This is a genomic window from Streptomyces sp. GLSS-08, assembly GCF_056387915.1.
The window spans coordinates 604,264-617,655 of record NZ_JBWJAQ010000002.1 but is presented as its reverse complement, the minus strand read 5'-3'; the positions used below and the strand labels follow the sequence as shown (position 1 = coordinate 617,655).

Genomic DNA, 13,392 nt, shown 5'->3' with positions numbered 1-13,392 from the left:
GACCAGCACGAAGTCGTGCTTCTTGTTCAGTGCACCAAAGGCTCCCATGAGGGTCACCGTCCCGGTCGTATCCCCTGTCACGCAAGGGACTTGAGGGTTTCCAGAGACTCGCTCGCGCACGCGGCGGACCTAGGGCGCGGAACTCCGTCGGCCTCGCCGAAGCTTGTCAGCGACGTATGTCTGCAGGTCGTCGCGGACGTCGTCGGCGTTCCAGGTGGCTCCGTTCAGGAGCCGTTGCAGGCCGTCGGGGGTGCGGTGGCCTGCGTGTTCGGCCAGTTGCCAGCCGTTTTTGCGGCCGACCGGGCCGAGCAGGGCGCGGACGTAGTCACGCGTGCGTCGCCGCAGGTCGGCGCGGCCGAAACGGTGGCCGATCCGCAAGAAGAGGTCGTCGAGTTCACGGTCCCAGGTCGCGTCGGCAAGGTCGTCGATCACGCGGAGAAGCTGCCCTCATCACCGCGCAGACAGTTCTCGATGTCATTCGTTGGAGGGGCGGTCCGGCAAGACCGCCCCTGACATGCCAGCAGCCAACTACACTCCCGACGATGCCTCTGAGCAGGACAGATAGCAAAGCGCTGCTGGAGTACTAAAGAGTGTCTTGCCGACGTCGTTGGGGCCGATGAACATGTTGCAACGCGAGAACTGGACCGTTGTGGGCTCAGCCAACAACCACACGTCATCAATGATCTCGATGGAGTGGACCCAGCCGAACGGACGGGCAACTCCTCCGTGCTCCATACAAACACGTGTTTCCTGCAGGTCGCGCCAGCCCCGCAAGAGTGAGGCCCGGTAAGCGCCACCATCGTTGGTATCGACGAGCCAACCGCAACGGGCACAGAGCCAGGTGCCGTTTCGGGAGTCGCTGCGTACCTCCACGCTGAGCCCGCCGGTACCGCGCGGGCCTCTTTCGGCTGCCGCATAGATGTGTGAGGACGTCCCTGTTATCTCCACATCCGCGCCGCCAGCACCTGGGCCGATCGTCAGCACCCCGCACCCGGGGTTGGAGCAGCGGTACGCAGCTCGCTGCCCCAGTAGCCGCTTGGTCGCGGCTGCGAACTCCGCCCTCACCGCGGTCGACTGCTTCCCCATCAAGCCCCCTGAGCTGGAATCGTGGTAACTGCCTGTTCTCTATCCGCTCGCGCGGTCGGGCAGGTTCGAACGAGGTCCTGGTTCGGGTGAGTTGTCCGGGGCGGGTGCATGAAGGAAGGGCCTCTTGGTAGCTCGCGGATGTCGAGTCCAGCGAGAAGCAAGAGGCCCTGTTGTCGAAGTGTCGCGTGGTCGTGGTCGCCGAGTCCAGTTCGTCCACTCGTGGGTGTGACTGCCTCGCCCACAGGTTCGGGAACGCGGTCGACCGGCCGCAGCGCCGGCCCCGATACGGCTCGGACATGAGCGATGCCGAGTGGGCCGTGGTGAGGGAACTGCTGCCGGTGCCGGGCTGGCTCTCGGGCCGCGGCGGGCGTCCGGAGGGCTACTGCCACCGGCAGATGATCGACGCAGTGCGCTACCTCGTCGACAACGGCATCAAGTGGCGGGCAATGCCCGCGGACTTCCCGCCCTGGCCGCGCGTCTACGCCTTTTTCGCCCGCTGGCGGGACACGGGACTGGTCACCGAGTTGCACGACCGGCTGCGGGAAGCCGTCCGCGCCGGCGAAGGCCGCAGCGCCGAGCCGAGCGCGGGGGTCGTGGACTCGCAGTCGGTGAAGGCAGACGCCACCGTCACCTTCGGCTCACGGGGCTTCGACGCGGGCAAGAAAAGCAACGGTCGCAAGCGGCACCTGCTCACCGACACGCTCGCACTTCTCCTGGCCGTGCTGGTCACACCGGCGTCCGTGACCGATCGGGACGGCGCCCGGTCCCTTCTGCCAGCGGCGGCCGGCCGCTTCCGGCGGCTGGCCCGGGTCTGGGCCGATGGCGGCTACACCGGCCACCTCACCGACTGGACCAGCCAGCACCTCGGCCTCGTCCTCGACATCGTCCGCCGCAGTGAGGACGTCCGAGGCTTCCAGGCCCTTCCCCGCCGCTGGGTCGTCGAACGGTCCTTTGCGTGGTTTCTGCGCAGCCGCCGCCTGGTCAGGGACTACGAACGCCGCCCCGACACGAGCGAAGCCGTCATCCGCTGGTCGATGATCGCCCTGATGAGCCGCCGCCTGGCCGCACGATCTCGTCGGCCTGCAGTCCTGACGGCGGGTGAACCTCCCGGGCTTCGTCTCCACCAGCCAGCCCCGTTCCACCAGCCTCTTCAGACGTGCTCTCGCGCCCTCGACGCGTGAGGCCGAGGCACTGTCCCAGCCAGGCACCACGGCCGCCCGCCGGGCAACCAGCCCGTCGTTCCCGGCCTCGGCCGCGGCTGCCATCGCCGCCTGGTAGTCCACCGACAGGTCTTCGACCCCGGCCGCGTTCTGTAGATGCGGCACCGCACGGCGCGGGCCCACCGGCGTCCTCGGCGACGGGCCAACGACTGTCTCGGCCGGCTGTTCCTCCTCGGCGAGCGCTTCCAGATACTGCTCGAGGCCGATCGTCCGAAGCTTGAGAACCTCCTCGGCATCCGCCAAATCTGCCCGCACCCGCTTCAGTTCGGCTTCCAGCTCATCCACCCGCACGGCAGTGGCCTTCCGCCGCGTTTCCAGGACCGCCCGCATCGACGGCATCCGCCACCCCCACCGACTCGATCAGCAACGAGTCGAGACTCCCGCCACAGCCGCAATCTCATGCCTGACCAGCGGAATCCGCACACGGCATTCGGAAAGAGAACGGCCTCTAACACGGACTGGGGCCGGGCTGCGCCGCGGGTAACGCGGGCCGCGCGCCAGCCCGCGGAACTGCGCCCAGTTGCACCGTACGGATGTGTGGCGCCGTGCCCCCACGGGGGCGGGGGCAGCGCGTGCCCCAGGTCCGCCCAGCCGGCGGCGAAGAAGGTCCTGTGGGAGATCTACGACGCCGAGGGCCGCGAGCACGCCGAGCAGGCCATCAAGGCGCTCGCCAGGCTCTACGGGGCGAGGTTCCCCAAGGTGGTCAAGAAGAACACCGACGACCAGAACGAGTTGCTGGCTTTCTACGACTTCCCGGCCGAGCACTGGACCCACCTGCGAACCACCCACCCCATCGAGTCGGCCTTCGCCAGCGTTCGGCTGCGGACCAAGGTCACCAAGGTCACCAAGGTCACCAAGGTCACCAAGGGAGCAGGCAGCATGGCCGCCGTTCTGGCCATGGTGTTCAAACTGGTCGGGTCCGCCCAGAACCGGTGGCGCGCGGTGAACGCGCCCACCTCGTTGCCCCGGTCCGGGCCGGTGCCCCTTCGAGCGCGGGATACTCGTCGAACGTCCCAACCAGGAGGCAGCGTGATCGTCCTCGAGCCCGAACCCATCCACACCGACCGGCTGGCCTTGCTTCCCCTGCAGGTCGAGCACGCCGACGAGATGGCCGCAGTGCTGTCCGACCCCGGCCTGCACACCTTCACCGGTGGCACCCCGGACACTGCCCAAAATCTGCGCGCCCGCTACGAACGTTTGGTGGCCGGCTCACGCAGTGCCGGCGAATCCTGGTGCAACTGGATCATCCAGCTCCGCGACGCCGCCTGCCTGGCCGGCTATGTTCAGGCGACGGTCACCGCCGACGACCGCGGAGCCGCCGCAGAGATCGCCTGGGTGGTAGGTAGCCCCTGGCAGCGGCGAGGCATCGCCACCGAAGCTGCCCAAGGACTCGTCGACTGGCTCCGCACACACCCGGTGCACACGGTCATCGCCCACATCCACCCGGACCACAAGGCATCCGCCGCCGTCGCCGCCGCAGCCGGCCTCACCCCCACCAACCAGTGGCACGACGGAGAGATCAAATGGCAGCTGACGATCAGCTGACCCCACGCCCCACAGGTCTTGACGATTGCTCACCGGGCGGGTGCAGCTTGCGGCACCTGCCGGTCGGGGACGTCACGCACTGCCCGGCACAGCGCCTTCGAAGGACAGCAGCCCCGGCTATGCCATCACTTCCTCAGGCGCGGCCAAGGTCATCAGGGGGGCAGCGCACACGAGGGTCTTCGTCAAGCAGAGCGGCACATGGAAGCCTGTCATTTCGCAGACCCGGCTGACTCGAGCCGAGCTGCGCGCCGGCGTCGAGCTCGGCATCGAGGGAAAGGACGTCATCCGAGACAGCGCGCAGTGGGATGGCCGCACGACGATCCGGATGAAGGTCACGTCCGGCTCTGGCGTCGCCTCTGACACCGTTACCTTGCGCGCCGCCCCACTGCTCACCCACCACGCTCTGCAAGACACACAGCAGTTGCTCGTCACCAAGGTGCTCGGCAACAACGCCTGGGCCAAGCACCAGCGCAAGTTCGTAGCGACGTTGGCACAGGAGGCCCAGAAAGCGGGTATCGCCAAGCCGTTGGTGACCCTTGAAAAGTACGACGACATCTGGGCTCAGGACTTCGTCGAGCCCGCCTATCTCAGCATGACCGGCGCGAACGGACGTCGGCAGACGATGCGCGTTATGCTGCGCTCCGCCCAGGATCGTGAGGCAGGCCGCGAACTGTACGAGAAGCTCCGCGGCCCGAACATCGGCGTCGTGCAGGCCAAGGGTCGTGACACGCAGGGCTGGGAAACCCTGAATTCCTACGGCAACCTGGAGACCATCCCGCCCTACGCCCACGGCGGCCGCGCATTCCCGGCCGGACGAATAATCATGGGTGAGCGCAAGGACGGCAGCGGGATCGCACCCTCGAAGGAGATCCGCACGCTGTTGCGGTCCCAGGGCCTGCAGGACCCATTGCTTCTGGACACGTCCTGGCTGGACGTCGGTCACGTCGACGAGTTCATCCAATTCCTCCCGGCCAACACTCCGCGCGGCTGGCAGATCGGTGTCGCCGACCCTGAGGTCGGCCTGCAGCTGCTCCGCGAGGCCCAGCACGACGGCCATGGCGCGACCAAGATGTTCTCGGTGCCGGGCTTCGACGGCGCGTCAGCCCCGAAGGAGACGATCGACCAGGCCCTAGCTTCCCGGTACCTCGTGTCTGACAACAGGATGGCCGCAAAGAAAATAGCGGCGAACCTGGAAGTTCTGAAGCGGGAGACGGGGGTCACCGACGACGAGATAGTCAAGGTACCTGCCCTCTACACCCGCGGTACGGGCACCAACGACGGTGGCCCGCAGATGCCTCTGCTCCGGCGTCTCGGCACCAGCGTCGACCCGAAAACCATAGAAGAGCATGGACAGCAGAAGTTCCTCGGCGGGAACGGCAGCGCAGACAGCGGCAGCGGCGCCCCAGCGGCACCCGCGCCTGGGACCGTTTCGACCAGCGCGTACGTCCCTGGCGCCGTGAACGGCATCCTGCTCTCCCGTGAGCACTACCTCGCCCCGCGCCAGTGGGGCCCTGTCATCAATGGCAGAGACATCTTCACCAAAGGCGTCACGGCCGCGTACAAGCGCGCCGGCCTGAAGGTCTCGTACGTCGACGATTGGTACACGTACCACATCGGTATGGGCGAGATTCACTGCGGCACCAACACCCTCCGCGATGCCTCCGCGGCCTGGTGGAAGCCGTAACCGCGGACTGCACAGCCGGCCGGCCCCCCAAGTTGGCAACCAGGGGGGCCGGCTACAGATATGGCCCTGCACCACTGTTGGCGTGCGGTGCGGCGTCCTAGGGGTTCTTAGAGCTGTTTCCCAACCGGTCGGCGTTGCTCATCGAGGAGGTCGAGCGACGGACGGGCAAGTTGGTGTTGAGGACGCGGGTGCGGGCGAGCGGATCCTGTCGCTACGGTCAAAGCTCCGCTCTTGTGCACGGCCGGTACGTACGCAAGCTACGTGACGTCGCCGTGGGCGGGCTCAGCGTGGTGATCGAGTTACCCATACGCCGGTTCCGCCGCCAGAACACTGCCCCCACGACGGTGATGTTCACCGAACAGATCATGGGACTGACGACCCCGTACCGTCGGCAGACCCCGCTGTTGCGGAGTGGTGACGCGGATCGGACTGGCCCTGGCCAGTCGGGCAGGAAACCACCTGGCTTCCGCGGTCGGCATCACCGTGGGCAAGGACACGCTGCTGCGGCTGATGAGGGCCCTGCCCGAACCGGAGCCAGCGAGGTGGAGATCCTCGCCGTTGACGACTCCGCCCTCCGCAGGGGCCGTCACGACGGCACGGTGCTGATCGACATGGTCACTCACCGTCCGCCGTCTCTCTACGAGGGGCGCGAGGGCGAAGACCTCGCCGCCTGGCTCCGCGACCACCCCGAGGTGAAGGTGCACTGCCGGGACCGGTCCAGCGGTTACGCGGAGAGCTCCCATCGAAGCGCCACAGGCCGAGCAGGTCGCTGATCGCTATCACCTGTGGGTGAATCTCGGCCAGGCGGTCGAGAAGACAGTGAACGGTCATCGCCACCGTCTGACCGAACAGCCTGCGGAACGCAGACGCCATGGAAGAACGGCAGGTAGTCCAGCTGCCGATTGAGCTGAAGATCGTGACTCGGCTCCGTGAACGACACCGTGTCGCCGACCAGTTGCGGCAGCAGGGGATTCAGAAGGTGGGGATCGGCCGGAAGTGCGGACTGCACCCGGCCACCCTCCGCCAACTTGTCAGCGTCCCTCCGCGGGGAGCTGCACGGGCCGCCAGAGCACCGAGGGGAGCTGTCATTCGATGTCGTGGCGGGTGACGCCGGGGATGTTGAGGACGAGATCCGGGCCGTATACGGATGCTGGTGTCTGAAAGCCGGGCGTGTATCGGCCATCAAGGACCTGCTGCAGGGTGACGGTTGCGGTACGCGCGGTGAATTCATAGGCCTCGGGGCCGTGGAGAACAGCCGTGGCCTGCCGCCCGTCGGGGGCGGTGACCTGGGCCCACACATGGCTGCTGCCTTTCGCCAAGTCGGTCTCGCTGGGACCCGAGGGCAGGCGCCGGACCAGAGCGTTCGCCGTGGCCCGCCAGGCAGCGGAGGTGAACACGGCGGGGACTCTTGCGGCGACGGACATGAGTACGCGTACGGGTGCCGGAAGGGCGGTGTAGGTGTCGATGGTGGAGATGCCGGTGGAATGGGCGGCGGTCAGGAGGTCCGCGCGCCATGGGTTGGTGGCCACGGTGGTGGGCCCGGTGCCGAAGTCGATCTTCTTGGTGGTGGCCGCTGCCCGCTGCCGTTGGTAGACGCCGTCGGCAAGGCGGACACCCGTGCGCGGAAGGTCGCGCAACAGGGTTGCGGCGGTACCGCGGGAGAGGCCACCAACGGTCCGGAAGGCAATCTCGAGTCGGTCGGCCTCCGGCAGGCGCCGATGCAGATGCACGGCAATGCTGTCGGTGGGGACGACACCGAATCCGACACCGGGCATCAGCATGACGTGGCTGTCCCTGGCCTCTCGGTCACGGTCGGCGGCGAGGCGGAACTCCGGCACTTCGCCGGCGAGGTCGAGGTAGTGGGTGCCCGTGCGCAGGCAGGCGTCGATCAACGGTGCAGCCGTCCGGTCGAAGGGGCCTGCGCTGTTGAGGACGACGGAGACTCCGTCCATGGCGTTCCGCACGGCCGCCGGATCGTCGAGGGGGAACGCGCGGACGGGCAGGTCGAGGTCACGGCCGACGCCAGCCAGAGCGGTGGCATCGCGGCCGGCGAGCAGGGGACGCATGCCTGCTTCGGTGGCACGGCGGGCGGTCAGGCGCCCCATGTAGCCGGTGGCGCCGTAGATCAGTGCGGTCGAACTCATGCGAGGTTCCTTCGGGTGTGGCGTACCAGGCCTTCCAGCCAGATCTGGTGCTGACGCTGCAGGGCGCGACGCATTGCGCGTGCTGCCAGGCGTGCGGCCGGGCCGCTTTGGACCTCTTCCGTGACGAGATGGGTGCCCCCGTCGGCGGTGGGGTGCAGTGCCCAGCGGTGATAGCCGCCGGCGCCGAGTGCTCGGCCGTCCCAGGCCAGGCGGTAGTTCGGGACGCATTCGCGCACGGTGCTCTCGACGCGCAGGTGGAACGTGGTCCAGGTGAAGGTGGTGCCGTGGGTGAGGTGACGGATGCCTGGTGGGAGGACGACGTCACGGGCGTTGGCGTACCAGGCCGGCCAGTTGGCGGCGTCGATGAGGACGGGCCAGAGGTCGTGCGGAGACAGGTCGGTGGTCACCTCGTTGTGCACAGCGAGCGCGCTGCGGGCAGGCTGGTGCGTCGGCGGCCAAGGCCAGGGATCGGTGACGGTCATGCGGCGTTGCGGTATTGCAGCTTGAGGTAGGAGTCGAAGGCCCGGGCGCCGAGGATGCGGCGGGAGTGGACGAGGGCCTTGGCCGCGGGGGTCACCACGTAACGGGTGCGCGGGCGGCGGGCGGTGACGGCGTGCGCGATGGCCTTGGCTACGACTTGAGGCGGGGCGGAGAGCAACGCAGAATCGTAAGAGGTGCGCATCTGTTCCTCGTTCGCTGCGGTGAGAGCGCCGTAGGGGCCGTGCGGTACAGCCGAGGACGCCTGGGTCTTTGCGGCGACCTCGCCGAACCCGGTGCGGATCAGACCGGGTTCGATCAGACTGACCTTGACGCCGAAGGGGGCTGCCTCGAAGCGCAGCGCGTCGGTGATCGCCTCGACCGCGTACTTGCTGGCGTGGTAGTAGCCGCCGACCGGGAAGACGAGTCGTCCGCCCATGGAGCCGATGTTGACGATGCGGCCCGTTCCAGCGGCACGCATCCCGGGCAGGACCAACTGGGTCATGCGGGCGAGTCCGAAGACATTGGTCTCGAACTGGCGGCGGACGCCGTCCAGACCGGTTTCCTCAATGGTCCCGTACTCGCCGTAACCGGCATTGTTTACAAGGACGCCGACGTGCCCGTGGCGCTCCTCAACGGTCTTTACGGCAGCCGTCATGGAGTCTTCGTCCGTGACGTCGAGCGCGAGGGTGTGCGCACCGGCGGCGGCGAGGTCCGCGATGGCCTGGGGGTTGCGGGCTGTGGCGTAGACGGCGAGGTCCGCGCGGCGGCTGAGGAGTTCGGCTGCCGAACGCCCGATGCCGGAGGAGGTGCCGGTGATCAGAACGGCGGTGGTGGTCATCGATGGTCCTTGGTTGTGTCGGCGGCCGCAAGGCCGGAAACGATCAAAATGACGCCCAGGTGCAGGCGGCGGCGGGGTGTACCCGGGTCGGTGAGATCGGCTTCGAGACCGCGGGTGAGGGCGAGAAGAAGGTGGGCGACCTCGTCCGCGTCGGCGAGGGGGCGCTCCTGGGCCAGTGCACCGGCGAGGAGGCCGGTCATCGCCTCGTCGTAGGCGGCCAGTAGGTCGGCGGACAGGCGGGCGTCGACGGCGAGGAGTTCCGCCGCGTGGGCAGGGCTGTCACGCCACACCCTGGCCACCAGGTCCAGCTTGGCCTCGAGAGCACCGCCGAGCTGCGCCGCAAGATCCGTCTCGTTCATGATCGCCGCCCGTGAGGCGGCTAGCGCGTCGTCGAGGAGGTGCTGGACGAGCCGCTTGAAGGCGTCCTCCTTGTTGCGGACGTACTGGTACACGGCAGGGCGTGACATGCCTGCCTGGCGGGCGAGGTCATCCATGGTCGTGCGCCGCACTCCATGCCTGGTGAAGCACGTGTAGGCGGCTTGCAGGATGGTGTGGAGCCGGTCAGCATCAGACATGCTGACACTCTATGCATGAAACGTCAGATGGTCAATCCGCTCTACGCCACTCGCCCGCATCAGCGCCGACACCCCTCCCCGAAAAGGCACGCGGCAACTCATGAGGGCCGGCGCCATGCCACCGGCCCCCGATCACGAGGTCGCCGCCGCGCGACCGGCTCCGCCGGTTCTCCGCACGGTGCGCCCCGCCCGGCGCCGAGACCGACGTCCACGGGAGCATGACGGACTCCTTCCTGATGGGTCTGCCGAAAGTGAAGCCTGCCGGCATCCCCTCACGACGGAAATCCGAACTGACGGAGTGTCAGAACGTTTATAGCAAGTCCCACCTTGTGTCGGCATCCGGAGTCTGCGACCGTCGCTTACGCAACTGGCCCGCAATGTGGGACTTGACAAGCGACATCGCGGGCATCGACTGGGGACTCCTCGATCGACTGACGCCGCGTGGTCAGCGTGCAAGCTCTCACCGGGCTCAAGCGATGGCCAGGTGCAACGCCACCCGTGCGCACGCAGCGCATGAGGCACGCACGCCTGAAGGTGGCCGTGAGGCGCATGCGGCTCTCCCGGCAGACTGCGGGCGTGAGGCAACGTCTCCGGTTCTCCGATGCTCGTAAGACCCTCGCGCGGAACACCCTCGCGCGGAACAGGTGGCGCTCCGGCCAGGCGAGGCGCGGCGGTCCGCGTGAGCATCCCCCGAAGGAACGGCAGTAGTGAAACGCAGCAGCGCATACGCAGTGTCAGCGGTACCCGTTCGATCGGCGATACCGCTCGCTCTCGCTGGTTCGCAGACGTCACAGGCGGCTTCTCGAAACTGCCACGTCAGCCCTTCGGCTCCGCCGGCGATCCAACGACTTCGCCGATCAGACCATTGCGGAAGGCCGCTGACAGCGCTCGCCCACCAGATCCGGTGTCCGAGCCAGCGGTGGCAGGGGGCCGTCAGGGCAGACCGGAGCCGGTTCTGCGCTGCCGCCCGATCGGGTTACCGCGGCGCTGGTGACGCACCGAGGCGTCTTCTCCCCCTGCTCCGCCGAAAGTCCCCCCTGACGGCGCCAGCCTGCCGTGCAGGCGATGCTTGACGACGGCACCCTTGTGAAGCAGTCACCGCGGAAGCTGGCCCGGAGAAGCGTGATTGGCCTACGCGGCAACGACGCCCCCTGAACCCTGCCTCGGACACAGCAGAGGCCAGGGGAACTCCGAGGTGTTCGGTCGTCGGGGAACCTGCCCCGCTGTGCCTCCAGTCGAGCGCGACCGCGGGGCGTCCCAACTGCGCTCACGTATACCGGCATTCGTCGGACGGCGAGCCGGACGGCTGCTACCGCGGAAACCGCCACAGCTCTGTGGCGCGTGCACTGAAAGTCGGTATCGGGATCAAGTAGGGAGCGAGAGGCCACGTGCTGACCGTCGCCTCGCCGTGCGGGGCGGCCAGTGCCCCTGCGTCCTGCGGTAGTCAGGTCCCGGGGCACCGACCGCCGAGCTGAACGGCAGCGCTGCCACCCGCAAGGTGTCAGGGCAAGGCCACCGGTCCGCGGCTGATGTCAGGCGGTTACGGGCAGGGCCCGCCGCGCGAGGATGGCGGCGCCCACCGCACCGGCGTCGTCCCCCAACGCGGCCGGCCTGACTTCGGTGGGGACCTGGTACTCGGCGGAACGGGTCAGTGTGTCATTCATGGCACCCACGAACAGGGGCAGGCAGTCCGCGGCACTTCCGCCGAGGACGGTGACCCGGGGTCCGTACAAGGCGTGCAGGGCGGCAAGACCCCTGCCCACGACGGTGCCGTAGCGGGCGAAGATCCTCCGCACCTCCGGGTCGTCGGCGGCTGCGATGCCCCTTCGGAGCGTCTCTCGTCCGGGGTGGTCGTCGCCGAGGTGGCTGCGCAGCCGCTGTTGCAGGACCGTGCGGGACGCGGCCTGTTCCCAGCAGCCGGTCAGTCCGCAGTAGCAACGCCGTGGGTCACCGGCTATCGGCAGGTGCCCGCCTTCGGGGTGACGCCCGTCCAGCCCCCGCACGGGCCGGCCGTCGAGGAGCATGGCCGTGCCGATACCGGTGCCCAGGGTGACCATGAGCATCCTGTCGCAGCCGCGGCCCGCCCCGGCTTCGTGTTCGCCCACGGCTGCGGTCACCGCGTCGTTGTCGATGGCGACCGGGACACCCAGGGTGCCGCGCAGCAGAGTGACGAGCGGGAAGTCGGAGAACCAGGGCAGGGTGTCCTGGTTGTGGATGACGCCGATGGCGACATCGACGGGGCCGCTGGCTCCGATGCCCACAGCGGCAGGAGACTCGCCTTCCGGCACGATGCCGGCGATCAGCCGGACGAGGCGGGCGACGCGATCAGGGACCGCTGCGGCTCCCAGTTCAGCCGTGCGGGCCTGGCTGCGCCCCACGACCCTGCCGTCCCGCCAGGCGATGACCCGGGTGCCTGTGCCGCCCAGGTCCACTCCCACCGTCAGCATGGCGGCCGGCCCGCCGGACGTGGAGGCGATGGTGCGGGCGCTCACAGCGTGTCCGTGATCTTGCGGCCGAAGCGGAACTCACCGGGGACGATGCCTGCCGCGCGGGCCAGTGCCACGGTGAGCAGCTGGACCTGGACGATGCCGAACGTGAGGCGGTCGAACGCGGTGCCCCCGGCCGGGATGGCCAGGTGCCCACTGCCTGCGTAGGGGCGCGGGCCCACCGTCAGCACGGTGGAGCCGGCCGCGGACAGGTCCCGGGCCAGGGCGGGCAGGGCCGCATCCCCTTGATCACCGGGCCCGAAGAGCAGCGCGGTCATGCCCGGGCCCGCGAGTTCGAGCGGGCCGTGCCGGAACGTCCCTCCGATGTAGCCCTCGGCGGCCACCCGACTCGCTTCCTTGGTGATCAGTGCCCCGGTCAGTGCGGTGGCCGCGTCATCGCCGATGCCGATGAGAGCGAAGCGGGAATGCGGTGCGCTCAGGGCCTGCGCGGCAATGCCGTTCGGAACCGGGGAGTCGGCGAGCCACGTGCGTAGTGAGGCAGCGGTCCGGCGCAGGTCGCCGGTCACGACTTGGTCGTCCTCGCCGCGTAGTGCGGCCACCACCCGGCGGTGTGCGGCAAGGGTGTTGAGATAGCTCTTGGTGGACACGGTCGCTTCCGGGCCGCTGTGCAGCGGGATCACTATGTCGGCAGCGGCGGCCAGTGGGCTGCCCGTGTCATCGGTCGTGCCCATGATGGTGTGCGGCCGGGTCTCGTCCGTGAACTGGTCGAGCAGACTGACCAGCTCGCCGCTGCGGCCGGACTGCGAGGTGGCCCACAGGAGCGTACGGCGGGTCAGTCGCTGCGGTACGTCCAGCAGCTGACCGGTGTCGATCCGCAGCACGGGTAGTCCCGCGGCCGCGAACGCGCGTTCCACCGGCACGAACGCATGACACGACGAGCCCATTCCGGTGAGCACGATGCGGTCGTAGGTACGCGGATCGAGCCCTGCGAGTGCGGCCGGCAGTGTGCTGTTCGCCTGGTCGAGGAGCGCGTCGGGCTGGGCGTCCATGTCCCGCAGATACCCGGCGGGAGACGGCGCGAGGTCGGTCATCAGAGTCACCGTTCGAGAGGAGGTGTCGGCATCGATACCCGACTTTCACCACCCCAACATGCGCGAAAGCGTGCGTCAACGCCTGCTTGCGTGCAGTTAATCGTGCACGGTTGCCGCACGGGTTCTCGTGCCGCCCATCGGCCGCCCGCACCTCCGCGACGCCCAGACGGGGTGCGGTAGTAATGCGGACCGACGAAGGGCCCGCACGACCGCGTAGCGGGAACCCACGACGAACCGGCCGGCGCACGGCTTCAGGCACAGCAGAGCGGCAGTATCGGCCGC

9 protein-coding genes and 4 pseudogenes are annotated in these 13,392 nt (G+C 68.5%); 5 read left to right on the top strand and 8 right to left on the bottom strand.

The genetic code is table 11. From position 1 onward, the window contains the following. Positions 1-159: 159 nt before the first annotated feature. A pseudogene (locus AC0ZLC_RS05535) lies at positions 160-429 on the bottom strand (transposase); the annotation flags it as partial. A gap of 953 nt (positions 430-1,382) precedes the next feature. Between AC0ZLC_RS05535 and AC0ZLC_RS05530 the strand changes: the two are divergent. Next, positions 1,383-2,075, top strand: a pseudogene (locus tag AC0ZLC_RS05530) (IS5 family transposase); the annotation flags it as partial. Positions 2,076-2,106: 31 nt separating this feature from the next. On the opposite strand, the pseudogene AC0ZLC_RS05525 reads toward AC0ZLC_RS05530, so the two are convergent. After that, positions 2,107-2,645 (bottom strand): annotated as a pseudogene (locus AC0ZLC_RS05525) (hypothetical protein). A 228-nt stretch (positions 2,646-2,873) separates the two neighbouring features. On the opposite strand from AC0ZLC_RS05525, the pseudogene AC0ZLC_RS05520 reads away from it, so the two are divergent. The 4 genes and pseudogenes from AC0ZLC_RS05520 to AC0ZLC_RS05505 form a co-directional block, all read left to right on the top strand. Continuing rightward, positions 2,874-3,339: pseudogene (locus AC0ZLC_RS05520) on the top strand (transposase); the annotation flags it as partial. After that, positions 3,336-3,851, top strand: a complete 516-nt coding sequence (locus tag AC0ZLC_RS05515) for a GNAT family N-acetyltransferase (RefSeq protein ID WP_476750722.1) — start codon at positions 3,336-3,338, stop codon at positions 3,849-3,851. The pseudogene AC0ZLC_RS05520 and the gene AC0ZLC_RS05515, both read left to right, overlap by 4 nt. Before the next feature lie 79 nt (positions 3,852-3,930). Then, on the top strand, positions 3,931-5,535 hold the full coding sequence (locus tag AC0ZLC_RS05510) for a protein-arginine deiminase domain-containing protein (protein ID WP_476750751.1): 1,605 nt from the start codon (positions 3,931-3,933) through the stop codon (positions 5,533-5,535). Positions 5,536-6,077: 542 nt separating this feature from the next. Then, positions 6,078-6,308 (top strand): hypothetical protein, encoded by a 231-nt coding sequence (locus tag AC0ZLC_RS05505; protein ID WP_476750721.1) that lies wholly within the window; start codon positions 6,078-6,080, stop codon positions 6,306-6,308. Between the two features lie 312 nt (positions 6,309-6,620). Here AC0ZLC_RS05505 and AC0ZLC_RS05500 read toward each other — a convergent pair whose 3' ends face one another. The 6 genes from AC0ZLC_RS05500 to AC0ZLC_RS05475 all read right to left on the bottom strand — a co-directional run bounded on the left by AC0ZLC_RS05500 (position 6,621) and on the right by AC0ZLC_RS05475 (position 13,110). Further along, a complete protein-coding gene (locus tag AC0ZLC_RS05500; protein WP_476750720.1) occupies positions 6,621-7,679 on the bottom strand; it encodes a saccharopine dehydrogenase family protein in 1,059 nt (352 codons plus the stop codon). After that, a complete protein-coding gene (locus AC0ZLC_RS05495) occupies positions 7,676-8,161 on the bottom strand; it encodes an SRPBCC family protein (protein WP_476750719.1) in 486 nt (161 codons plus the stop codon). The genes AC0ZLC_RS05500 and AC0ZLC_RS05495 overlap by 4 nt, the downstream gene beginning before the upstream one ends. Beyond that, positions 8,158-8,997, bottom strand: coding sequence for an oxidoreductase (locus AC0ZLC_RS05490; protein ID WP_476750718.1), 840 nt, complete (start codon positions 8,995-8,997; stop codon positions 8,158-8,160). Before AC0ZLC_RS05490 ends, AC0ZLC_RS05495 begins: the two co-directional genes overlap by 4 nt. Beyond that, a complete protein-coding gene (locus AC0ZLC_RS05485; RefSeq protein ID WP_476750717.1) occupies positions 8,994-9,572 on the bottom strand; it encodes a TetR/AcrR family transcriptional regulator in 579 nt (192 codons plus the stop codon). The genes AC0ZLC_RS05490 and AC0ZLC_RS05485 overlap by 4 nt, the downstream gene beginning before the upstream one ends. 1,532 nt (positions 9,573-11,104) lie before the next feature. Continuing rightward, entirely contained in the window at positions 11,105-12,064 is a 960-nt protein-coding gene (locus AC0ZLC_RS05480) for an ROK family protein (protein ID WP_476750716.1), read from the bottom strand. Continuing rightward, the gene (locus tag AC0ZLC_RS05475) at positions 12,061-13,110 is read right to left on the bottom strand and encodes an SIS domain-containing protein (protein WP_476750715.1); all 1,050 of its coding nucleotides are present in this window, start codon (positions 13,108-13,110) and stop codon (positions 12,061-12,063) included. Before AC0ZLC_RS05475 ends, AC0ZLC_RS05480 begins: the two co-directional genes overlap by 4 nt. Positions 13,111-13,392 lie beyond the last annotated feature (282 nt).

What these genes read in the sequence shown, in the direction of transcription:
- AC0ZLC_RS05500 (WP_476750720.1), bottom strand. Translation starts at nt 7,679, where the DNA reads ATGAGTTCGACCGCACTGATCTACGGCGCCACCGGCTACATGGGGCGC.
- AC0ZLC_RS05495 (WP_476750719.1), bottom strand. Translation starts at nt 8,161, where the DNA reads ATGACCGTCACCGATCCCTGGCCTTGGCCGCCGACGCACCAGCCTGCC.
- AC0ZLC_RS05490 (WP_476750718.1), bottom strand. Translation starts at nt 8,997, where the DNA reads ATGACCACCACCGCCGTTCTGATCACCGGCACCTCCTCCGGCATCGGG.
- AC0ZLC_RS05485 (WP_476750717.1), bottom strand. Translation starts at nt 9,572, where the DNA reads ATGTCTGATGCTGACCGGCTCCACACCATCCTGCAAGCCGCCTACACG.
- AC0ZLC_RS05475 (WP_476750715.1), bottom strand. Translation starts at nt 13,110, where the DNA reads ATGACCGACCTCGCGCCGTCTCCCGCCGGGTATCTGCGGGACATGGAC.